Source organism: Polaribacter irgensii 23-P (genome assembly GCF_000153225.1).
Taxonomy (GTDB): domain Bacteria; phylum Bacteroidota; class Bacteroidia; order Flavobacteriales; family Flavobacteriaceae; genus Polaribacter; species Polaribacter irgensii.
The window spans coordinates 1,046,026-1,067,960 of sequence record NZ_CH724148.1 but is presented as its reverse complement, the minus strand read 5'-3'; the positions used below and the strand labels follow the sequence as shown (position 1 = coordinate 1,067,960).

General features: G+C 35.8%; 19 protein-coding genes and 1 tRNA gene. 7 read left to right on the top strand and 13 right to left on the bottom strand.

Annotation, left to right across the window (positions count from 1 at the left end; translation table 11 throughout):
• Nucleotides 1–422: 422 nt before the first annotated feature.
• Genes PI23P_RS04780 through PI23P_RS04770 form a run of 3 tightly spaced genes read left to right on the top strand, consistent with a single transcriptional unit; the run spans nucleotide 423 to nucleotide 3,153 of the window.
• The gene (locus tag PI23P_RS04780) at nucleotides 423–1,412 is read left to right on the top strand and encodes an aspartate-semialdehyde dehydrogenase (protein ID WP_004569618.1); all 990 of its coding nucleotides are present in this window, start codon (nucleotides 423–425) and stop codon (nucleotides 1,410–1,412) included.
• 8 nt (nucleotides 1,413–1,420) lie between these two features.
• Nucleotides 1,421–2,467 (top strand): ferredoxin--NADP reductase, encoded by a 1,047-nt coding sequence (locus PI23P_RS04775; protein WP_004569617.1) that lies wholly within the window; start codon nucleotides 1,421–1,423, stop codon nucleotides 2,465–2,467.
• A gap of 20 nt (nucleotides 2,468–2,487) precedes the next feature.
• Nucleotides 2,488–3,153 (top strand): LysE family translocator, encoded by a 666-nt coding sequence (locus tag PI23P_RS04770; RefSeq protein ID WP_004569616.1) that lies wholly within the window; start codon nucleotides 2,488–2,490, stop codon nucleotides 3,151–3,153.
• A 60-nt stretch (nucleotides 3,154–3,213) separates the two neighbouring features.
• Here PI23P_RS04770 and PI23P_RS04765 read toward each other — a convergent pair whose 3' ends face one another.
• The 7 genes from PI23P_RS04765 to PI23P_RS04735 all read right to left on the bottom strand — a co-directional run bounded on the left by PI23P_RS04765 (nucleotide 3,214) and on the right by PI23P_RS04735 (nucleotide 9,209).
• Entirely contained in the window at nucleotides 3,214–5,055 is a 1,842-nt protein-coding gene (locus tag PI23P_RS04765; RefSeq protein WP_004569615.1) for a M1 family metallopeptidase, read from the bottom strand.
• 53 nt (nucleotides 5,056–5,108) lie between these two features.
• Nucleotides 5,109–6,806, bottom strand: coding sequence for a S8 family peptidase (locus PI23P_RS04760; RefSeq protein ID WP_004569614.1), 1,698 nt, complete (start codon nucleotides 6,804–6,806; stop codon nucleotides 5,109–5,111).
• Between the two features lie 10 nt (nucleotides 6,807–6,816).
• The gene (locus PI23P_RS04755; protein ID WP_004569613.1) at nucleotides 6,817–7,662 is read right to left on the bottom strand and encodes an MBL fold metallo-hydrolase; all 846 of its coding nucleotides are present in this window, start codon (nucleotides 7,660–7,662) and stop codon (nucleotides 6,817–6,819) included.
• Between the two features lie 174 nt (nucleotides 7,663–7,836).
• Nucleotides 7,837–7,910, bottom strand: a tRNA-Cys gene (locus PI23P_RS04750).
• A gap of 94 nt (nucleotides 7,911–8,004) precedes the next feature.
• Nucleotides 8,005–8,361 carry a dihydroneopterin aldolase gene (folB, locus tag PI23P_RS04745; RefSeq protein WP_004569612.1) on the bottom strand — a complete coding sequence of 119 codons (357 nt, stop codon included), beginning with the start codon at nucleotides 8,359–8,361 and terminating at the stop codon, nucleotides 8,005–8,007.
• Complete coding sequence (locus PI23P_RS04740) at nucleotides 8,362–8,790, bottom strand: DUF2452 domain-containing protein (protein ID WP_004569611.1); 429 nt, start codon at nucleotides 8,788–8,790, stop codon at nucleotides 8,362–8,364. It lies immediately after the preceding gene.
• 203 nt (nucleotides 8,791–8,993) lie between these two features.
• The gene (locus PI23P_RS04735; protein WP_004569610.1) at nucleotides 8,994–9,209 is read right to left on the bottom strand and encodes a zinc ribbon domain-containing protein; all 216 of its coding nucleotides are present in this window, start codon (nucleotides 9,207–9,209) and stop codon (nucleotides 8,994–8,996) included.
• A gap of 110 nt (nucleotides 9,210–9,319) precedes the next feature.
• Here PI23P_RS04735 and PI23P_RS04730 point away from each other — a divergent pair, with 110 nt between their 5' ends.
• On the top strand, nucleotides 9,320–11,011 hold the full coding sequence (locus tag PI23P_RS04730; RefSeq protein ID WP_004569609.1) for a glutamine--tRNA ligase/YqeY domain fusion protein: 1,692 nt from the start codon (nucleotides 9,320–9,322) through the stop codon (nucleotides 11,009–11,011).
• Between the two features lie 41 nt (nucleotides 11,012–11,052).
• Nucleotides 11,053–11,367: a DUF6370 family protein gene (locus PI23P_RS04725; RefSeq protein WP_004569608.1), complete on the top strand. Its 315-nt coding sequence runs from the start codon at nucleotides 11,053–11,055 to the stop codon at nucleotides 11,365–11,367.
• A gap of 99 nt (nucleotides 11,368–11,466) precedes the next feature.
• On the opposite strand, the gene PI23P_RS04720 is transcribed toward PI23P_RS04725, so the two are convergent.
• Nucleotides 11,467–12,507, bottom strand: a complete 1,041-nt coding sequence (locus tag PI23P_RS04720) for an aldo/keto reductase (protein ID WP_004569607.1) — start codon at nucleotides 12,505–12,507, stop codon at nucleotides 11,467–11,469.
• Nucleotides 12,508–12,691: 184 nt separating this feature from the next.
• The gene (locus PI23P_RS04715) at nucleotides 12,692–13,879 is read right to left on the bottom strand and encodes a phosphoglycerate kinase (protein ID WP_004569606.1); all 1,188 of its coding nucleotides are present in this window, start codon (nucleotides 13,877–13,879) and stop codon (nucleotides 12,692–12,694) included.
• Nucleotides 13,880–14,076: 197 nt separating this feature from the next.
• Between PI23P_RS04715 and PI23P_RS04710 the strand changes: the two genes are divergently transcribed.
• Nucleotides 14,077–15,219, top strand: coding sequence for a DNA polymerase III subunit (locus PI23P_RS04710; protein ID WP_004569605.1), 1,143 nt, complete (start codon nucleotides 14,077–14,079; stop codon nucleotides 15,217–15,219).
• 253 nt (nucleotides 15,220–15,472) lie between these two features.
• On the opposite strand, the gene PI23P_RS04705 is transcribed toward PI23P_RS04710, so the two are convergent.
• The 3 genes from PI23P_RS04705 to PI23P_RS04695 all read right to left on the bottom strand — a co-directional run bounded on the left by PI23P_RS04705 (nucleotide 15,473) and on the right by PI23P_RS04695 (nucleotide 18,227).
• Nucleotides 15,473–16,030 (bottom strand): MOSC domain-containing protein, encoded by a 558-nt coding sequence (locus tag PI23P_RS04705; RefSeq protein WP_004569604.1) that lies wholly within the window; start codon nucleotides 16,028–16,030, stop codon nucleotides 15,473–15,475.
• A gap of 4 nt (nucleotides 16,031–16,034) precedes the next feature.
• Entirely contained in the window at nucleotides 16,035–16,802 is a 768-nt protein-coding gene (locus tag PI23P_RS04700; RefSeq protein WP_004569603.1) for an enoyl-CoA hydratase/isomerase family protein, read from the bottom strand.
• 90 nt (nucleotides 16,803–16,892) lie between these two features.
• Complete coding sequence (locus PI23P_RS04695; protein WP_004569602.1) at nucleotides 16,893–18,227, bottom strand: MATE family efflux transporter; 1,335 nt, start codon at nucleotides 18,225–18,227, stop codon at nucleotides 16,893–16,895.
• Between the two features lie 94 nt (nucleotides 18,228–18,321).
• On the opposite strand from PI23P_RS04695, the gene PI23P_RS04690 reads away from it, so the two are divergent.
• A complete protein-coding gene (locus PI23P_RS04690; RefSeq protein WP_004569601.1) occupies nucleotides 18,322–19,110 on the top strand; it encodes a universal stress protein in 789 nt (262 codons plus the stop codon).
• Nucleotides 19,111–19,116: 6 nt separating this feature from the next.
• On the opposite strand, the gene PI23P_RS04685 is transcribed toward PI23P_RS04690, so the two are convergent.
• Nucleotides 19,117–21,870, bottom strand: coding sequence for a PD-(D/E)XK nuclease family protein (locus PI23P_RS04685; protein WP_004569600.1), 2,754 nt, complete (start codon nucleotides 21,868–21,870; stop codon nucleotides 19,117–19,119).
• Between the last annotated feature and the right edge of the window lie 65 nt (nucleotides 21,871–21,935).

Here is a 21,935-nt window from a genome sequence, read left to right as displayed (position 1 = left end):
TTAACTAAAAATTTTTCAAAGGTAAACAAAAAATTAAAAAAGAATCCTTAGAATATCGTTTTAGAAACATTTAAGATACAAAGAAGAACCCTGCTCTTAGTGCTGATATACCTGTGTATTCTTTTAAAAATTCAAGCCCCATATTCATACATAAATTTTAAAAACACGAAAACACGAGATTAAAACCTACACTCCCTATTGCGCTACCTTCATTCTGTCTAACTTTTATCTTAACAAATAGGAAAGTGCAATTGCTTGTCTAAAATCGGTCCTTTTAAAACAGACCTGAAGCGATACCATTTCGTTTAATTTTAAACACCAGAATTTTATGCATGTGAATTTTAAACTTTGCGAGATTTAGAGCACTTTAAAAAAGGCACTTCTTTCTTTTTTTTAGCATCTTTGTAGTATAAAATAAAAAAATGAAAATAGCTGTAATTGGGGTAACTGGAATGGTTGGAACGGTCATGTTGAGAGTTTTAGAAGAGCGTAATTTACCGATAACGGTGCTTATCCCTGTTGCTTCTGAAAGGTCTGCGGGTAAAAAGTTAGCGTACAAAGGAAAAGAATATACTGTTGTTACGCTCGCAGATGCTTTGGAAATGAAGCCGGATATTGCGCTGTTTTCTGCAGGGGGAGACACTTCTTTAGAATGGGCACCAAAATTTGCTGCAGTGGGCACCACAGTAATCGATAATTCTTCTGCTTGGAGAATGGACCCGACAAAAAAATTAGTAGTTCCCGAAATTAATGGAGATGTCTTAACCAAAGCGGATAAAATTATTGCAAATCCAAATTGCTCTACCATACAATTGGTAATGGCCTTAGCTCCGTTGCATCTAAAATATAAAATGAAACGTGTTGTTATTTCTACGTACCAATCTGTCTCTGGAACCGGTGTAAAAGCAATTAAGCAACTAGATAATGAAGAAGCAGGTATTGACGGAGAAATGGCATATCCATATAAAATTGGAAGAAATGCCTTACCCCACTGTGATGTTTTCTTAGAAAACGGATACACCAAAGAAGAAATGAAATTGGTAAAAGAACCGAAGAAAATTTTGCGTGATTCCTCTTTTTCTGTGACCGCCACTGCCGTAAGAATTCCTACTGCTGGAGGCCACTCTGAGGCTGTTAACGTACAGTTTGAAAATGACTTTGACCTCAAAGAAATACGTCAAATTCTAACGGATACTCCTGGAATAATTGTCCAAGATGATTTGGCAAATAACCTGTATCCAATGCCAATTACTGCATTTGACAAAGATGAAGTGTTCGTTGGTCGAATTAGAAGGGATGAATCTCAAGAAAATACCTTAAATTTGTGGATAGTTGCAGACAACCTAAGAAAAGGCGCTGCAACCAACACCGTTCAAATAGCTGAATATTTGATCGCTAACAATTTAGTCTAATTATATTCATGGCAGAATTTTATAAAGTACACATACAAGAAATAAAACAAGAGGCCGCAGATGCGGTTTCTGTAGTATTTAACATTCCTGAAAGCTTAAAAGCAACATTTAACTTCATTTCTGGGCAATATATTACATTGCAGCAAAAAATAAATGATGAAATGGTTAGAAGAGCCTATTCTATTTGCTCGACACCAGAAAGCGGTGAGCTTAGAGTTGCGATTAAAAAAGTAGAAAAAGGCATTTTCTCTAGTTATGTAGTCTCCGAATTAAAAGTAGGAGATACCATAGAAATTGCAGCTCCAGCAGGGCGTTTTTTATTACAACCTGAAGCACATAAAAACTATATAGGTTTTGCTGCTGGTTCTGGAATTACTCCAATTTTATCGATGTTGAAAACGACATTAAATACAGATACCACTGCTACATTTACCCTAGTGTATGGTAACAAATCAGTTCCAGATACTATCTTTTTTGAAGAATTAAACAATTTAAAAGAAACGTATTCTGAACGTTTTAAACTACATTACATCTACAGCCGATCGGAAGTTATTAACAGTTTACGCGGAAGAATCGATGGGAACGTGACCAACTATTTCGTAAAAAACATGTATAAAGAGACCTCTTTTGAAGCTGCCTTTTTATGTGGTCCAGAAGAAATGATCAAAAATGTTTCTAAGGCTTTAGAAAGTAATAAAATCCCAAAAGAAAAGATTCATTTTGAGTTATTTACAGCAACTGTAGACACCGATAAGGTTGCCCAAGTAAAAGAGGGAACTACTGAAGTTACCGTGCTACTAGATGACGAAGTCCATACTTTTACAATGGAGCAAACAGACGATATATTAGCAGCAAACTTGCGGAATAATATTGATGCTCCGTATTCTTGTCAAGGCGGTGTTTGTAGCTCTTGTTTGGCAAAAGTTACAGAAGGAAAAGCAGTCATGGTCAAAAATTCTATTTTGACAGATAGTGAGATTGAAGATGGTCTTATCTTAACCTGCCAAGCACACCCAATAACTGCTAAACTCACAATTGATTTTGATGACGTATAAATTTCCGTATTTTTGCGACTATGGATATTTATGATTTTAAAAATGCATTTTTAATTGGCTTTTTCATGGCTTTCATGATTGGGCCCGTTTTTTTTATGCTCATACAAACTAGTATTTTAAAAGGAGCAAGGGCGGCAATTGTGTTCGATTTGGGTGTTCTTTTAGGGGACTTATCTTTTATTTTAATTGCGTACTACGGCAGTCGGTCTTTGTTAGAAAAAATCAAAGACGATCCTCGCTTATATTTTATAGGAGGGCTCGTTTTAATTATATATGGACTGATCACCTACCTAGAAAAAGAAAACAAAAAGGAAGCATTGGCTTCTGCTCGAAGCATTGAGGTTCCTTTAAAAAATAATTATTTAAAACTTTTTTTTAAAGGATTCTTTTTAAATTTTATAAATGTGGGGGTCTTGGCTTTTTGGCTTGGAACAGTATTGGTCATTGGCCCCACTTTAAAAATGAATCAAAGTGCTATTTTCTGGTATTTTGGAGTTGTTTTATTAAGCTATTTCATCACAGATCTCGGGAAAATTTTTCTTGCAAAGCAGCTTAAAAATAAATTAACAGCCCCTGTAATCCATAGAGTAAAAAAAATCATGGGCGTCATTTTGATTGTCTGTGGAGTTTTCTTGATGTTAAAAGGTTTTATACCGAACGAACGCATAGAATCGCTTATTCAATAAATACAAAGCACAAAAAAAACCACAGATGTCAAATTTGTGGTTTTTTTTGTTGATAAAAAATTACTTTACCTCTAAACGATTATTCTCACTATTGATATCTGCCATTAAATTGCTTTTATCTATTGTTACAGACTGTACTAACTTTGCAGCCGTAAAAGAATAAATAGGATATGCCCAGCCCCAATCTTCAATAATAGTTGCAGATGTTGGCTTATTACCTCTCATCATTCGCAGCGGAATATTAAAGTTTTCTATAGAACCATCGGTATAGGTTACCTCCAAGTCTATAGGCATGGGCATTGCCCCAACTCTTTCGATGGTAATTTCTTTTCCTTCCACCGATTTAACTCCGTAGTCTATTGTATGGGTTGTCTGTGTCCACTCGTTCAAGTACCAATCCAAATGAATTCCAGACACTTTTTCCATAGACCGTTTGATGTCATTTGGTGTGGGATGCTTAAAACTAAAATCTGTAAAATACTTTTTAAGTCCCTTTGCAACGTTCTGCGCACCGATAACATATTCTAATTGTGACAAGAAAATATTTCCTTTCGAATAGCTCGCGATGCTGTATGCCGTGTTCGTTTTATAACGATCTGCGTGTGTTGTAAGCGGCTCTTCCATGTTGTTCTTTACTACATAATTATACCCTTTGTAAGAACCTGCATGTGGGTTTTCTCTTCCTTCCTCCAAAATTAAATTTTCTGCTTTGTTCGAAATATAAGAAGTAAAGCCTTCATCCATCCAGGGATGTTTGCTTTCATTAGAAGCTAGTAAAAACTGAAACCACGTATGCGCCATTTCATGGGCTGTTACGCCAAAGAGACTCCCAAACTTTCGTTCACCAGTAATTAAAGTAGCCATTGCATATTCCATTCCGCCATCTCCTCCCTGAATTACAGAGTATTGCTTATATGGATACGCTCCAACATGCGCTGAATAGTAGGTCATTAAATCTGCTGTTTTAGATTGTAAATCTTTCCAATTCTGTAAAAATTTTACTGCTAGATCTTTCTTATATAAAAAATGTAAATCAATTCCAGTTGCTGTTGTTAAAATATCATGCTGATAATTAGGATCCGCTGCCCACATAAAATCGTGCACGTTGGGTGCTTTAAAATACCAAGTTAGCTTTTCTGTATTTGGAATGTTTAGCGCTTTTGAAACGTCTTCGTAACCATGTCCTATTTCTTGCGGGTTTTGCAAATACCCTGTACCTCCGAGAACATACTCTTTATCAATTGAAATTTTTACGTCAAAATCACCCCACACTCCATGGAACTCTCTTGCGATATAAGGAGGTGTATGCCAACCCTCAAAATCATATTCTGCCATTTTAGGATACCATTGTGCCATCGACAAGGCAACACCTTCTTTATTATCTCTTCCTGATCTTCTAATTTGCAACGGAATTTGCGCGTCAAAAAGCATATCAAAAGTCACACTTTCACCCGCTTTAACCGGTGTATTCAAGGTAACTTCTAAAATAGTCCCTACGGTTTCGTAAAAGACTGCAGCACCGTTTTGTTTTAGTGAATTTACCTTTATATACCCTATTTCATCCGCATTTAACTTGCTAATTCTATCCCGAACTCTGGCATCTGGATCGATAATATTTAAAGATCTTACATCCATTTGAGAACCTGGCTGGAAGGCATTAAAATACAAATGATAGTATACTTTTGTCAACTCATCTGGCGAATTATTTGTGTATACTACTTGCTGTGTTCCCTTGTATTGGTGCTTTTCTACAGCAACATCGATATCCATTGCATAGGAAATGTGCTGCTGCCAATATGTAGTGTTAGTAGCCACATTTGTTTGCCGAGCGGCAGCTTCCTTTACCTGAACGCAAGAAGTTGTCAATGCAATTGTAAAAATAAAAATTAAGAGTTTTTTCATAGTGTTTGTTGATTAAAATTTAAATTTGAGAATCCCCTAGGGATTGTAACCTATTATTTTTTTCCAGCTACAATTCTATCTGCCATTTTCAAAGCATTGTAGGCATTCACAACTCTACCTGAAACGGATAGGTCTGAAAAAGGAACGCGCGCTTCTTCAGTTCCGGGTTTGAGAACCTCAAAATTAACTTTCATCCCAGAATTCATAAGTATGTGTTTTACTTGACTTGCTGAAAGCATCGGATAATACGAACGCACTAAAGCTGCCACTCCTGCAGTAGAAGGCGCTGCCATTGATGTTCCACTAATAGATGCATATGCGTTGTTTGGGTACGATGCATAAATAGCTACGCCCGGAGCAAATACATCTACATTTACTTTTCCATAATTAGAAAAAGTTGCAGGCAATTGTTCATCGTAATGCAAACTCATCGCTCCAATAGTCAAAACATTGTCAGAAATTTCATGCATTGAATCTTCAGAATCATTTGGAAATGTTCTTTCTACATCAATATCTTTCCCATCGTTTCCTGCCGCATTTACGATCAGTACGTCTTTTTTTGCTGCATATATAATTGCATCATACACCCACTTTTTATTTGGGGAATATGCTTTTCCAAAACTAGTATTGATCACCTTTGCACCGTTATCCACCGCGTATCGTATCCCTAGAGCAACATCCTTATCGTGTTCATCTCCGTCAGGCACTACTCTTACCGCCATAATTTTTACATGATCTGCAACACCATTTACCCCTTTACCATTATTTCTAGACGCCGCAACAATTCCGGCGACATGTGTTCCATGACTCTCTAAATCACGATCCCCAATTATATTATTGTTTCCATAAATCTTATCTGTAATATCAGATAAGTCATCTCCTAAAGATTGGCGTGCATTGAATTCTAAATCATAACTTTTAGAAGCTTTTTTAGCACCCATATAGGTCATTAGTTCCTTCTTATAGTCAATAATAGCTACTTCTGTCATTCCCTTGCTAAGCATGTTCACAACATCTGCAATTTTAGCGGCTAGCAACGCACTTTCTGGACGTGCACTTTTTAAAGCTTCCTCTGTGATCTCGGCATCCCCAAGAAACACTTTTACATCTTTAAAATTCTCTTCAATTTGAGTAATTCTCGCTACTGTTTTTTGAAGATTCTCTAATTCTGTTGTGTGTGCGTTGACTGATTTTGTATATTTTTCTTTTAACTTTACAAACGCTTCATATGGCACTCTGTTCGCCTCAGAAATTTCTGCTGCTTTTTTGTCTCCAAATTGAAGCATTCCCTGCTTTACAATTCGCGTCATTTCTAATTGATCTGCATGTACCATAACTCCTGCTTTATTTCCTAAGAAATTCCAACCGCGCACATCATCTACATACCCATTATTATCATCATCCTTGTTATTTTCTGCAATTTCTCCTGGATTTTCCCAAGCCACACCAATTAAATCTTCGTGCTCTAAATCAACACCAGAATCTGCAATTGCTACAATAACGGTCACTCCCTTTTTCCCTTCTAAGAATTGATATGCCTTTGCAATACTCATCCCAGGAATAGAATCTGTTTCTAAATCCATATGGCTCCAAGTCTGCAACTCAAGCGCTGTTAATATTCCTTTTTTTGCAGGAATATTCAGGACATTATTGCTTCCATTTGGGACTGGAATCGTATTTATAGCTACACTACAACCTGTCAAAATAATACCAGCAAATGCTGTATAAACTATTGTTTTTAATCCGTTCATTTCTATTTTCTTAATTAAATATGTCTGTAAATCTATGAGTATCTTTTAGTCGAACGCCTTTTTCTGTATGCATTACAGTACAAATTTCGTTGTGTGCGTCGTGTTCTAAAAAGAGGTAATAATTATGGGTGGCGGCTTCCGCTAAAAAAGAAGCTTTTTCTTTAATTGTTAAAAGTGGTCTCGTATCGTACCCCATGACATAAGGTAAAGGAATGTGGCCCACCGTTGGTAATAAATCTGCCATAAAAACAAGTGTTTTGCCTTGATACTTTAACTTTGGTAGCATTTGTTTTTCTGTGTGACCGTCCATAAATAACACGTCAAAACCAACTTGGTCCATTGCCTCCGTTTGAATAAAGTGCAACTGTCCACTTTCTTTTATAGGGTTGATATTCTCTTTCAAGAAGGATGCCTTTTCTCTAGGATTTGGAATTGTTGCCCATTCCCAATGCGCTTCATTAGACCAAAATTTTGCATTTTTAAAAGCGGGCTGTAAAACTGTTTTTTGCACATTCCATTCGATAACCCCTCCACAATGATCAAAGTGAAGATGCGTTAAAAAAACATCTGTAATATCTTCTCTGTGAAAGCCCAATTTTGCAAGTGAGTTGTCCAGCGAAAAATTTCCAAACAAATGGTAGTAACCAAAAAACTTTTCTGATTGTTTGGCCCCCAAACCCGTGTCTATTAAAAGTAAACGCTCTCCGTCTTCTATAAGCATGCATCGCATACTCATGTCTATTAGATTGTTGGAATCTGCAGGGTTTGTTTTTTGCCAAATTGTCTTCGGCACCACACCAAACATTGCACCCCCATCTAACTTAAAGTTCCCCGTTTCTATTGGATAAATTTTCATCGAGACAAATATGCAGAAAAAAGGACACTTTTTTGTTAATAAAAGTCTAAACATTCTCTTTTAACATCTGGTGTTTATCAGAACTTAATATTTTAAAAGTCGCAAGAGGACTGCTCTTTTTTGGAGCTCTCAAATCTGAATAAAAAAAACCTCAATCTTTTCGATTGAGGTTTTTGGAGGTGTCTAGCGGATTCGAACCGCTGTACATGGTTTTGCAAACCATTGCCTAGCCACTCGGCCAAGACACCTTTTGTATTTTAAATAACATACTGCTGTTGTTGCATGTTATTTAAAGATTGCAAATTTAGACAAATTTACAAGTATACCAAGTGTTTTTTACGCTTATCGCTTTTTTGTAAGAATAATAACCACTTCTTCTACATTTCCACCAATGGGTGGATTTATTTTTGATACGGCAACTTTGGCCCTTTTTACTTTTCTTATTTCCTTAAAAACCCGATTTAATATACGCTGTGCAACTTCTTCTAATAATTTAGATCGAATGGCCATTTCTTCTTTAACAATGTGATTTAGATGCACATAATCGACAGTATCTGCCAACTCATCACTCTTTGCTGATTTTCTTAGATCCGCTTTTACCTCCACATCAACCCGATATTCACTTCCTATTTTGGCCTCTTCATCTAGGCATCCATGAAATGCATACAGCTTGATATTATTTACTTGAATTATCCCCATCTATTCTTCTTTATTTGAAAGCTCCTCAATTTTTTCCCACATTTTGTCAGAATTTAATCTAAAAGACCCTCTATGCTCTAAATTCCATTGATCTGGATCAATAATGGACAAGAATAATTCTTCCTTTTTATTTATATACAAATGATAGGTTTCTCCGATAATGGGTTCAAACCCAAACTTGGCATTGTAGAGCATGTCGTTGTACTGAAATTTTTCCATCAGCATTTCATACTCTTTCTTTACCTCGTCAAACTTTCCTTTCAAAATTTTATTCACCCTTCTCACACCATCACCTGTCCAAGTAGCTGTGTTTGTTGGCTTAATTACAGGAGAACTTGCAGACGTCCCGTAAGGTTTTAACGCCGCGTCATAACGCTGTGTTTCTTCATTAAAAACGACTAAATCTGGTTTTTTTTCTTGCTCTTCCATACTTTGCAAAAATACGATAAAAAATAAGTATCACAGAAGCTTTTAGAAAATTTTAACGCCTATAAATAGTTCTAAAAACAACTACTCCTTCTTTAATAATCGTTTTGAAATGCGCATTTATATCAGATACATGCGTATCCTTTTCGCGGGATTGTAGCCCTTAAAATTGAGAGACAACTTCTACTTTTTTAAACGGAAACCTACTACCCCGTAAAAAAATCAAAAACATTGCTAATTGCACTCGTTTTCGTTTTATAAAACTCGGTGTACTTACAGCGCTCACAAGTTACACTCGTAAACTTCTGATTTTGAATATCAAAAATTTTTGACAAGGTTCCGCCAGTAGCCCGCATCTCCCCCAACTTATAGGTTTTGGAATCACATTTAGGGCAACTATAATTTCTAATTTGATCACTCATCGTAAAACGTATTTATTTGTTAGAAGTTGAATTTACAATTTTGTTACAAAACGCTCAATGACAATCAAGTATTTTATGTAATTTTGTTTCTTAATTTTTCGTAGAAAATGATGTCTGAAGAGAAAAAAACGCTCAATTTTTTAGAGCATATTATTGAAGAGGATTTGACAAATGGAATGCCGAAAGAAAGTTTACGCTTTCGCTTTCCACCAGAGCCAAACGGATATTTACACATTGGCCATACCAAAGCTATTGGAATTAGTTTTGGCTTAGGAGAAACATACAATGCACCCGTAAACCTGCGTTTTGACGATACAAACCCTGCAAAAGAAGAGCAAGAATACGTAGATGCCATTAAAAAGGATATTTCTTGGTTGGGATATTCTTGGGCAAATGAATGTTATTCTTCGGACTATTTTCAACAGCTATTCGATTGGGCCGTATTGCTGATTAAAAATGGAAAAGCCTATGTAGATTCTCAATCATCGGAAGAAATGAGAACGCAAAAAGGAACGCCTACTTCTTTGGGAACAAACAGCCCATTTAGAAATCGGTCTGTGGAAGAAAACTTGGAATTATTTCAAGGAATGAAGGATGGAAATTTCAAAGAAGGCAGTCATACATTGCGCGCAAAAATTGACATGGAAAATCCAAATATGTTACTGCGAGATCCGTTGATGTACAGAATTCTGTTTAAATCTCATCATAGAACTGGCAATGATTGGTGCATTTACCCAATGTATGATTGGACACACGGTGAAAGTGATTATATCGAACAAGTCTCACATTCTTTGTGTTCTTTAGAATTTAAACCGCACAGAGAATTATACGATTGGTTCCGAGACCATGTCTTTGAGTATGGTAAATCTGAATATCCAAATCCACCCAAGCAAAGAGAATTTTCTCGGTTGAATTTGAGTTATACCATTATGAGTAAACGCAAGCTATTAACACTTGTTGAAAACGGCGTTGTTTCGGGATGGGACGATCCGAGAATGCCAACAATTTCTGGCTTGCGAAGAAGGGGTTACACCCCAAATTCGATAAAAAGTTTTGTAGAAACTGTGGGAGTTTCTAGGCGTGAAAACGTGATTGACGTCGCCCTTTTAGAATTTAAAATTCGTGAAGATTTAAATAAAACAGCCAACAGAGTTATGGCAGTTTTAGATCCTGTAAAAGTGGTAATTACAAATTATCCAGAAGGAAAAGAAGAATTTTTAACCGCAGAAAACAATCAAGAAGATGCCGCTGCTGGATTTAGAGAAGTTCCTTTTTCTAGAGAAATTTACATCGAAAAAGAAGATTTCAGAGAAGAAGCAAATAAGAAGTTCTTTCGTTTAAAGATAGGAAAAGAAGTGCGTTTAAAAAGTGCCTATATCATCAAAGCAGAAAGCTGTACAAAAGACGAAAACGGAAACGTAATCGAAATTCAATGCACCTATGACGCACTGAGCAAGTCTGGAAGCGGCTCTGAAGAAAGCTTGCGAAAAGTAAAAGGAACTCTTCACTGGGTTTCTGTAAAACACGCAGTAAAAGCAGAAATTAGAGCGTATGACAGGCTCTTTTTAGAGGAAGCACCTGATTCGCACAAAGACAAAGACTATATGGATTTTGTAAACCCCAATTCTTTAGAAGTAATTCATGCTTTTTTAGAACCAAGTTTGCAATTGGCGGAAATAGGGGAACGTTTTCAATTTCAGCGATTAGGGTATTTTAATGTTGATGATGACGCGACTGCTGACAAACTAGTATTCAATAAAATTGTTGGATTGCGAGATTCTTGGGGAGGTGATAAAAGTTAAATAAACAAATTAAAATAATAAAATTAACGCTATTCAATAGGATGAAAAAATTACTTTTCGCAACGCTTTTCAGCATTACTTTTTCCTGCTCAAACAGGAAAGAAGTACCTCAAATTGTAGAAATTGCTTGTGGACAATGCCAATTTTCATTAAACAGTGAGCAGGGTTGCAACTTAGCAGTCCGTATTGATCATAAAGCCTATTTTGTAGATGGCTTTGACATTGATGCCTTTGGAGATGCGCACGACGAGCACACAGGCTTCTGTGAAGTCATTCGGAAAGCGGAAGTTTCTGGAAGTGTTCAAAAAGACCGTTTCAAAGCCAGTGCGATGCGATTGATAGAAAATGTAGAGTAAAGAAATAAAGGTCGAAAGATAAAAAAAATCCGAAGTATAAGTATACTTCGGATTTTTTTATGGCCTCATTTATAAGCTCCTTCGAGACTAAGTGCTCCTTTAAGGAGCAGGATTCGGTATTGCAGCGTGCACTGCCTCTATTTCTTTCAGAGTGTCTTCTGATAAATCGATGTGGATGCTCCCAATGTTTTCTTTTAATTGACTCATTTTTGTTGCCCCTATAATATTGCTAGTAACAAAAGGCAATTGATTCACAAACGCCAAAGCAAGCTCCGTTAATGTAATCCCATTTTTCTTGGCAATAGCGTCATATCTTTTCACGGCTTCTAAAGAAGAATCGCCCATATACCGTGCAATAAAACGTGGAAATAAATCTCCTCTTGAGCCTTCGGGTGAATTTCCGTCTAAATACTTTCCAGACAACACACCTTGCGCCAAGGGCGAATATGCCAACAAACCAATGTCTTCTCGCAGCGAAACTTCCGACATGCCATACTCATATCCTCTGTGCACCATCGAATAGGAATTCTGAATGGTAATTGGACGTGCTAAATTATGAATTTTAGCAGTTTCTAAATATTGCATAGTACCCCAAGGTGTTTCATTTGAAAGTCCAATGGCTTTAAGCGTTCCCTTTTTTACAAACTCATCTAATGTGGCTAAGATTTCTAGATGATTTTCTGCTTCCTTACTCGCTGTTTTATAGGGATAATCCCGCACTCCAAAAGCATTTACACCCCGCTCTGGCCAATGCAACTGAAACAAGTCTAAATAATCTGTTTGTAGACGCTTTAAACTGCCCTCCACCGCTTCTGTAATATTTTTCCGATTGAATTTACCCGTTCTAATATGTTTTGTATAGTCACCACCTCCGGCAATTTTAGTTGCTAAAATTACCTTTGCTCTGTTCCCAGTTTTCTGAAACCAATTTCCAATAATTCTTTCTGTGTCTGCATAAGTTTCTGGACTTGCAGGAACGGGATATAGTTCTGCGGTGTCAAAAAAGTTAACTCCTTGTGAGAGCGCATAATCCATTTGCTCAAAAGCCTCTTCTTGCGTATTTTGATTTCCCCAAGTCATCGTTCCCAAACATATTTTGGAAACTTCAATATTCGTATTTGGTAATTTTGTGTATTTCATTGCTCCTTATTAATTCGTGTATTTGTATGCGTGCACACTTGCTAAAAATCCAACCACGAAATTAGAACTTATATTCTATTAAAAAAAGAAGCATATAATTTTAACAATTATACGCTTCCTTAAAATTTTATTTAAAAAAATAGCATTTAAAAATTTAAGCTAAAAAACATATAATTATAGAACCTTATTTTAAAATTGCTTCAATACCAGGCAACGTTTTTCCTTCTAACATTTCTAACATAGCACCACCGCCTGTTGAAACGTAACTCACCTTTTCTGCAAAACCAAACTGTTTCACTGCAGCAACAGAATCTCCACCACCTACGAGAGAAAATGCTCCATTTTTGGTTGCAGTATCAATCGCATGACCTAAGGCAATTGTTCCTCCGGCAAAAGATTCCATTTCAAAAACACCCAAAGGCCCATTCCATAAAATTGTCTTACACTTATTTACCACCGCGTCAAAAATTGCGATAGATTTAGGCCCAGCATCTACACCTTCCCAACCGTCAGGTATTGCAGAAATATCACAAATTTGTGTGTTTGCATCGTTTGAAAAATCATCCGCAGCAATAACATCCACAGGAATGTGAATTTGCACGTTTTTAGCCTTGGCTTGCTTTAAAATTTCCAATGCCAATTCCATTTTATCGTCTTCACAGATCGAATTTCCGATGTTCCCACCTTGTGCTTTGACAAAAGTAAAACTCATACCACCTCCAATAATTAAGTGATCTACTTTGTCTAATATATTTTCAATAACTGTAATTTTCGAAGATACTTTGGCACCTCCTAAAATTGCCAATACTGGCTTTTCAGAATTATTTAAAACCTTATCTATGCTTTCTATTTCTCTCGCTAATAAATTACCAAAACATTTGTTATCCTTAAAAAACTGAGCAATAATCGTAGTAGATGCGTGCGCCCTGTGCGCAGTTCCGAACGCATCGTTTACATAAATATCTCCAAATTTGGATAATTTTTCTGCAAAAGCAAGCTCTCCTTTTTCCTCCTCTTCATAAAAACGAAGGTTTTCTAATAACAAGATTTCTCCTGCTTCTAAATTTGCCACAGCATCTGCGACCTTATCACCAATACAATCGTCGATAAACTTTACGGTATAACCAATAATAGATTCAATAGATTTCACAATATGTTTCAATGAAAACTCTTCTTGAAAACCTTTTGGGCGCCCTAAGTGAGACATTAAAACGCAGCTTCCACCCTGCTCTAATATTTCTATAATTGTTGGCTTTGCAGCCTGAATTCTAGTAGCATCAGTTACCTCAAAAGCACCATTCAAAGGCACATTAAAATCTACGCGAACAATCGCTTTTTTATTTTTGAAATTAAAATCTTTTACTATTTTCATGGTGTATCGTTTTGGGCAAAAATACCTAATTCTTTAGATGTATCGAATTTCAAACCTCAAAATTTAATATATCGTTTGCGTGGCATTTATATTTTAAAGGAGTATTAGGTGATAGCTCAGGGTTTGCTACTAAAACTAAAACAAAGATTGCTTTCTAAAATTGATGCATGTGTGCAGAACAAATTTTATATTTGTAGATGCTTTTCAACCAAATTATAGGTCAAGAACATATAAAAAACCATTTGCAAGTTTCTGCAGAAAATGGGAGAATACCGCATGCACAACTATTTGTTGGCAAAGAGGGGAGTGGCACCTTGCCTATGGCAATTGCATATGCACAATTTTTATTGTGTAATTCTTCTGAAAACCCAGAAGCATGCGCCGTAAAATGCAATAAATTGCAGCACCCCGATTTACATTTTGCATTTCCTGTGACCACAAACGATGTCGTAAAAAAACACGCAGTAAGTAACTTATTTCTTGAAAATTGGCGCAATTTTATTGCAAGTGATCCCTACGGTGGCCTTTTTAACTGGTTGCAATTTATTGGTGTTGAAAACAAACAAGGAAACATTGGTGTTGATGAAGCCGAAGCTGTAGTAAAGAAACTACAATTAAAATCTTTTGAAGGTGGTTTTAAAGTGATGATTATTTGGATGGCAGAAAAAATGAATATTGCTGCTGCTAATAAATTATTAAAGCTCATTGAAGAACCCCCAAATAAAACTGTTTTCATTTTAATTACAGAAAATGAAGAGCAGATTATAAGTACCATAAAATCCCGTTGTCAAGCCCTGCATTTTCCTGTTTTAAGTGAAAATGATATTTCAAGTGCGTTGATGGAAAGAGAAAAGTGCAGCCTACCAGAGGCTTCTAAAATTGCACAGCAAGCAGCCGGCAACTATAACAACGCCCTGCATTTATTGCGCAACGATGGAAATGATTTGGTTTTTGAAGAATGGTTTGTAGCCTGGATTAGGACCGCTTTTAAAGCAAAAGGAAATGCTGCTGTTGTCCAACAATTAATTGAATGGTCTGAGACAATTGCGAGAACAGGAAGAGAAACTCAAAAACAATTTTTAGAATATTGTTTGCAATTTTTTAGAAATGCTTTGCTGTTAAATTACAAGAGCGATCAGCTGGTTTTCATGGAAACCCAAACAGGTTTTGATCTTTCAAAATTTGCACCTTTTGTGCATGCTGGAAATATTATGGACATCGAGAAAGAACTAAATGATGCCCTATATCACATCGAAAGAAACGGGAGTGCCAAAATTATATTATTGGATCTTTCCATGAAGTTAACTCGATTTTTGCATAAAAAAGAGGAAGCCGTTTAATTATTTTCACCCTACTATCCAATTGCATAGATTTATTAGAGACCAATGTATTTGAATTGAAAATTTCAATTTTTAGCAATACAACTTCTCGATATAATTCTTGGTTCCATTTCACTATTTCAGAAAACACGCGAATAGTTCGCAAGGATTATAGCCCTTTATATACCTGATATCACACTGAATAATTTCGGTATTCAAATTCCTACAAAAATAGAAATTACAAATAAGTCCATTCAAACAAGTACGCTAAAAACTACGCGCCCGTATCCACTCTTTTTGCTAGATATAAATCGGCAATTGTTGGATTTTCTAAGCAGCTTTTAATTTGCACAAACACGTCACCAACGGTTACTTTTCCTGGTTGGATCACTTTAAAATAAACGCCACAAAAAGTAGTATTCCAAAATTGCTTTATAATTTTCATGTCGTTAAACCGAACCCCTAATTTCAGACAAGGATCTCTCTGAAGTGTTGCCTCTATAATCGCATTTCCAACTTTAAAAGTGTCTCCGACATGAATTTTTGTCTCGTCTAAATCATCCATCGTCAAATTTTCACCAAACATCCCAAGTTGCCATTCTAAATTTGGATATAAAGGTTTAAAGTGATCGTAATGTTTTACTGAATAGACGTAAGTTGCTTGTAGGATTCCTCCATGATTTTCACGGTCGGAAATCTCGTCTCCTTTCACATCTTCAAAGTCTAGGAAAATAGGAGTGTCGACAGGAAATTTAAAAATCCCCGTGGTAATCAGCGTCCCTTTCCAGTCGATTTCTTTTCGCGCACCAATGTTTGTAGAAATTATTTTCATGCCGTTACTTTTTAAATTTTAAAAGTGCTGTTTTCGTAAATTCAGACAATACTAATTTCCCAGAAATAGCAGTTCTTTCTGACAACAACGCATTCCATTCTTCTGTTCCTCTCCAAAAAACCTTTTTCATTTCTGCCAAAGCTGCGGGATTGTATGAAGCTAGCTTTGCAGTGAAAATAGATACCTCATTGTCCAAGTCGTGAATGGAATCAAATACCTTTGCGTATAGCCCCTTCTCCTTTGCCCAGTAAGCACTTTTCCAATCGGTTGCATCCATAGTAAGTGCAGCCATTTCAGCAACTCCTATTTTTCGAGAAACTGCGGGCTCAATAACAAAAGGACCAATACCTATTGTAAGTTCAGAAAGTTTTATGGCGGCGTGCTCCGACGCCAAAACATAATCACAGGCTGCTACCAAACCAACACCACCACCCACGGCCTTTCCTTGAACTCTTCCAATAATTAACTTTCCACAAGTTCGCATGGCATTGATTACATTGGCAAAACCTGAGAAAAAGAGTGCTCCTTCCTCCAAATTTGAAATCGCTACCAACTCATCAAAAGAAGCCCCTGCACAAAAGGCTTTTTCTCCTTCTGATTTCAATACAATTATTAAAACCTCCGGATTGTTTCCCAAAGAAATAAACTCCTTAGAGAGTCTGTCTAACAACTCACTAGGAAAGCAATTGCTTGAAGGGTGCCCAAAGGCGATTGTAGCAATCTTATTTTGAATATCTGTATATAAACTTCCGTTCTCTTTTGTTTTACTCATAGAAATTGATTTGAGGTAAAAGTATGATTTTATTCTTAAAAGCGCTCAAATCCCTTTTTTCAATCTTATAAAAAAAACCAAGATTTCATTTTAATTCTCTTTTACAAGGGGTAAGAAAGTACTTCTAAATTTGAGAATTAATGGCAAACCTCTGGCTACAATCCAACAGGTAAAAGCGATCCAAATGGCGATCAACTTAAAACCAAAATAATCAAAAATCAACAATGTTGGAATAAAAACAATACCCGTTGATAAAAGTAATAAATTTCTCAAATACTTCATTTCTCCCATCCCCTTAAAAATCCCGTCATAAATAAAAGTAACTGCGTTTATGGGTTGCGTGACTAGTACGATCCAAAAAATAGAATAGAACTGCTCTAAAACAAGGGGTTCTTTTGTAAATATTCTTCCAATAGAATTGTAAAAGAGGGCGCCGACTCCCGCAACAATAATTCCAATTACAATTCCGTATCTAAAGAGTTTCGAACTTAAGCTTAACAGCGATTTATAATCTTTTGCACCTAATAATTTTCCTGATAAAATATTCCCTGCACTGGAGTACCCGTCAATCATAAAGGCACCTAACAACCAAATATTTAAACTAATAGTATATGCTGCAATATATTCTTTCCCGTAAGCTGTAGCATACGAAGTGGCTAAGTACAAAGCTGTATTTAAGGCAATTGTTCTAATGAAAAGATTGCCTATCATATTTAATAACCTCGGAATTTCTGGATGGAGTTGAAAACTTATTTTTAACGAGATGGGTGTTTTCTTTATCAATAAAAACAAGGAAATTCCCGCCATTGTAATTTGTGCTATTAAACTTGCATATGCAGCACCTTCGATGTTCATCGCTGGAATATAGCCTTCAATTCCGTACACCAGAATAATATCTAAGACAATATTTAAGGAGGCTCCAATAATTGCAATAATCATGGGGTAAAAAGTATTTTGTAGACCTCTAAATGTTCCAAACACCGCAAAGACAAACAGTGCAAAAGGAAAGCCGAAAATTCGAATATTAAAGTAGGCGATGCAGTATTCTAAAATCTGATCCGAAGCATTATAGAATTCAAAAATTTGCCGAGAGAAAGGATAGGAAATTGCCAATACGGCCAAACTTCCAATTACAACAATCGCTATTGCTTGCGCAGGAAGTTCTTTCACTTCGTTTATTTTATTAGCTCCAACATATTGTGAGATAATAGATGAAATCGCGCTTCTTATTTGGCCAAACACCCAAATTAACATCGAGATAAAAGCACCTACAATACCAACCGCTGCTAAACTCTCTGTGGCATTACCGTCGATATTCCCGACAATAGCAGTATCTGTAATAGACAAAACAGGTTCTGCAATACCAGCGATTAAAGCGGGAATTGCCAATTTATTTATGCGCTTAAAGCCAATATTTATATCCAAAAAAAATATTTTTGCAAAGATACATATCTAAAAAATAGAAAATCAGCGGATTCCCTTAAAATTAACTAGCTTTGCATCCTTATCTCTAAGCACTATGAAACACATTTTAGTACCAATAGGATCTACGGAAAATGCTCAAAAAACACTGCAATATGCAATTGATTTTGCTGCTGCAATCAACGCAAAAATATTTGTATTTAGAGCATACAGTTCACTCACAAAAGCAGGGACTATGATAAACGTAGATACCATCATCACTAGGGAAACAAACTTATACCTAAGAGCTATGGTAAATTCTTGTGTTCTTAAAAATGTGGATATCAAGCTAATTTCAGCCAAAGGAAGCGTTGTAGACAGTGTTGCTGCGATCGACCAAGAGCTGGGAATCGACTTGGTAATTGTAGGGGCAAAAAGCAACTCTATTAAGGAAAACCTTTTTCTTGGAAGAACAGCAGGGAGCTTAGTAAAACGATCAAATGTAGCGGTATTGACGATTCCAGAAGGATACATTTACAAGCCCGTTTCTACTATTTTAATGGCGTTTAAATCGGGAATAATAAAAAGTAAAACAATCTTAAAACCATTGCAATTTGTCGTTGAAGAATTTAAAGCAGACGTAAATTTACTTTTGGTGAAAACCCCAAATTATACGGAAGAGGATTTAATACTACACCCGCATTTAAAGGCATTACAAAGCACATTAACAGTCACCGAAAATGCAACTACCTTTCAAGGTGTTTTAGAACATATTAAAATTCAAAATCCTGATATGGTTTGTGTTTTAAGACGAAAAAGAGGATTCTTTCAAAAACTTTGGGAAAAAAATACAATCCTTAAAGAAGAGTTTTACTCAAATGTTCCATTACTAGTTTTAAAGGGATAATAAACGCTAATATCTTAAATCTGACGGCTCAATAAAGCCTGTTGTAGGCGTAAATATCTCTAATATACATTTTTTAAGCTCTTCTATAAAAGCGTCTAGTTTTTCGGAGGTAATATTTGTATCCGGTGCCTTGCGTGCTGGTGCAAAATCAATCGCTAAAAATCCACTGTGTAAGTTTTTAAAAGAATAAATACCCGCTTCGAGAGGTTGAGAAAAATCATGCTTTTTGTTTTTTGTAAACAAATACGCATACAGCAAAACCTGAATTGCTTTCAAATGCTTTTCATCTCGTACATTCTCAAATTCTGGTACTCGTAAATTAGTTGCAGCCACCATTCCTGTTTTGTAATCTATAATTCGCAAGACTCCATTTAATTCATCCACGCGGTCTACTTGACCGTGCAATTTTATTGGAAAATCAATCCCTTCAATTGTTATTTCTGTAGCCAAATTTTCCTCTGTGGCAATAATTTTCAATTGGTTCTTTTCATCTTGAAGTAGGTCTATTTCTTTTGATAAAAAGTTAGCGACAAACCGATTGGCTACCTCAAAAATTAATCTATTTTTTCCAGTTTTTAAATCTCCATTTTTAAATTGAAGTTTAAAATGTTTTATGACTAAATCTTTCGCTATTTTTTGCATGTTGACAACATTTGTCAACGACAAAAATTTTCCAACAAAAGGCCTATATAGTTCATCTAAGGCCTCATGAACTACAGTCCCTAAAGTATTAAAAGCAACCGTTTCTTCCACCTCATCAAACTCCTTAATCTTTAACACTTTTTGCTTGTAGAATGAAATTGGGTTGTGTAGATAATTGGTGAGCGCAGAGGGTGATATTCCTTTGGTTGCCAACTCTTTTAAGCGCTCTAAAGTCGCCTCATTTTTAGAGACTTCTTTTAATTCTGTTTTACTAGGAATTACTTTTGGTGCAATATTTTTTTGAATAATGTCTGGCCTCATCATTTCCAACTGTGTGACAAACCGACTTTTTTCTCCGCTTCCAAAGGCATCGTGCTCCGTATTGTACAAAATAAAAATATTTTTTGCTCTTTGAATTAACCTAAAAAAGTGATACGAAAAAATAGCATCTTTCTCTCTGTAAGTAGGCAACCCAAAAGCGAGTTTCACATCAAAGGGAATGAAAGAATTTTGCTGAGAACCTGCGGGCAACACGCCTTCATTGGTGGACGTTAAAATAATGTTTTCAAAATCTAAAACCCGTGTCTCTAACATCCCCATTAGCTGTAAACCTCGCAAAGGTTCTCCCTGAAAAGACAGTGTCTCTGAAGCAATTAGTTGCTTAAAAAACAAAGTCAATGTTTTTAGGTCTGTAAAATATTCATACTCTTTCTGTAGCGTTTTTAGCTGCGTAAAAACCGTATAAAATCGAAATAAATATTCTTTTTCTAAACCTGTAACCTCCTCTTTTAGAAAACGGATAAGGTTTAAAATTCTCTCTAAAAAATCGTTGATCGAAGTATAGGGGCTAAAAATTGAAGAAATTAATTCTCTTACTTCTGCACTTTCTTTTATTACTGCAACTTCCAACTGTTTCTTCCGAATAAAGATATAGTTCTCCTCTCCTATTTCAGTGATAAAGGAAGTGACAAAAGATTGGGTATTTTTTGAGAATAATGGATGCATCGATTGATGCTTTAAAAATCGAACCACATCTTTGTGATAAAACTCATTCACTGCTGTTTTCTGCAATTTTTCTTGAGATACAAACAATTGAAATATTGAAAAAAACAAACTTGTTGTAGGGATATCTTTCAAAGGATATCCCATTGTAATATTAATAGCGTTGATGTTTTTTGGCAAAGAGTTTAAGGTAATCGGTAATAAGGTCTCGTCTGCTAAAATTAATGCCGTGTTTTTAAAATCTGTAAAATTTTCTAAAATTTCCCCAGCATATTTTAATTGTGTTGTGTTTTTAGAAGCCCCTATGACTTCAATTTTTTTTGGCTGAGAAAAAGAATTGCTCAACGTTTTCAAAGCATTTCTCTGATAGTACTTCCACTCCTTTGTATACTTTCTGATAAAGGTTCCTGCTTGGTGGTTTGAGTTGAAAAAAGCAGCATCTAAATCCCAGTAAATATCAGCGTTATTAGTGTCCAAGACTTTTTGAAACAAAAATTCCTCTGCTTTATTTAACGCGTTAAAACCGATAAAGAAAAACTTTTTACGCTTATTTTTCTCCAAATACTCATCAACCTTCTTGCATGCCTCTCGGTACATTAGTCCCTGATACCCAATTTTTTTTTCTATCAAAAAGGCATACAGTGGCGGATAAAAATGATTTAATTTTTCTAAAAAAGAATAATGATCTTTCATGAGTTCTGTTTCCGTAAAAGTGCCACTTACAGACCATTTCTTTAAGCGTTGGATGTCTCTTAAATATATAAAAATCTCTTTTGTCTTTAATAAGTTTTGATCGATTTCATTAAAATCCTGCAAAACAGTGAATGCCCAAGAAGAAAAAGTATCAAAAGAATCTGGGTCTTTTTCTAAGCTTTTGTAAATCGTATAGAAATGAAATAACAACTGTATACTGTCTGCTTTTTCTAGCTCCGATACTTGCTGCACGAACTGCTCTATATTGAGCGTCTCGGGCAAAAAACCAACTGAAATTTTATCTTTTAACGTTTGTTTTAAAAACACTTTGGCTCTTTGGGAAGGCAGTATAAAAACAGCGTTTTCAAAAGATGTTGTTGTTTTTAGAATGGAATCGAGCGTTTCTGAAATAAAGGACTGCATGTTATTTTACGGTGTTCAATTGGGATTCTAAATTACAAAAACTTACTTTTATACTTGTTACATCT

Coding starts and splice junctions, on each gene's coding strand:
- PI23P_RS04720 (WP_004569607.1), bottom strand. CDS start 12,507: ATGAAATACACAAAATTACCAAATACGAATATTGAAGTTTCCAAAATA.
- PI23P_RS04760 (WP_004569614.1), bottom strand. CDS start 6,806: ATGAACGGATTAAAAACAATAGTTTATACAGCATTTGCTGGTATTATT.
- PI23P_RS04710 (WP_004569605.1), top strand. CDS start 14,077: ATGCTTTTCAACCAAATTATAGGTCAAGAACATATAAAAAACCATTTG.
- PI23P_RS04780 (WP_004569618.1), top strand. CDS start 423: ATGAAAATAGCTGTAATTGGGGTAACTGGAATGGTTGGAACGGTCATG.
- PI23P_RS04735 (WP_004569610.1), bottom strand. CDS start 9,209: ATGAGTGATCAAATTAGAAATTATAGTTGCCCTAAATGTGATTCCAAA.
- PI23P_RS04705 (WP_004569604.1), bottom strand. CDS start 16,030: ATGAAAATAATTTCTACAAACATTGGTGCGCGAAAAGAAATCGACTGG.
- PI23P_RS04715 (WP_004569606.1), bottom strand. CDS start 13,879: ATGAAAATAGTAAAAGATTTTAATTTCAAAAATAAAAAAGCGATTGTT.
- PI23P_RS04690 (WP_004569601.1), top strand. CDS start 18,322: ATGAAACACATTTTAGTACCAATAGGATCTACGGAAAATGCTCAAAAA.
- PI23P_RS04725 (WP_004569608.1), top strand. CDS start 11,053: ATGAAAAAATTACTTTTCGCAACGCTTTTCAGCATTACTTTTTCCTGC.
- PI23P_RS04730 (WP_004569609.1), top strand. CDS start 9,320: ATGTCTGAAGAGAAAAAAACGCTCAATTTTTTAGAGCATATTATTGAA.
- PI23P_RS04685 (WP_004569600.1), bottom strand. CDS start 21,870: ATGCAGTCCTTTATTTCAGAAACGCTCGATTCCATTCTAAAAACAACA.
- PI23P_RS04740 (WP_004569611.1), bottom strand. CDS start 8,790: ATGGAAGAGCAAGAAAAAAAACCAGATTTAGTCGTTTTTAATGAAGAA.
- folB (WP_004569612.1), bottom strand. CDS start 8,361: ATGGGGATAATTCAAGTAAATAATATCAAGCTGTATGCATTTCATGGA.
- PI23P_RS04770 (WP_004569616.1), top strand. CDS start 2,488: ATGGATATTTATGATTTTAAAAATGCATTTTTAATTGGCTTTTTCATG.
- PI23P_RS04700 (WP_004569603.1), bottom strand. CDS start 16,802: ATGAGTAAAACAAAAGAGAACGGAAGTTTATATACAGATATTCAAAAT.
- PI23P_RS04775 (WP_004569617.1), top strand. CDS start 1,421: ATGGCAGAATTTTATAAAGTACACATACAAGAAATAAAACAAGAGGCC.
- PI23P_RS04765 (WP_004569615.1), bottom strand. CDS start 5,055: ATGAAAAAACTCTTAATTTTTATTTTTACAATTGCATTGACAACTTCT.
- PI23P_RS04755 (WP_004569613.1), bottom strand. CDS start 7,662: ATGAAAATTTATCCAATAGAAACGGGGAACTTTAAGTTAGATGGGGGT.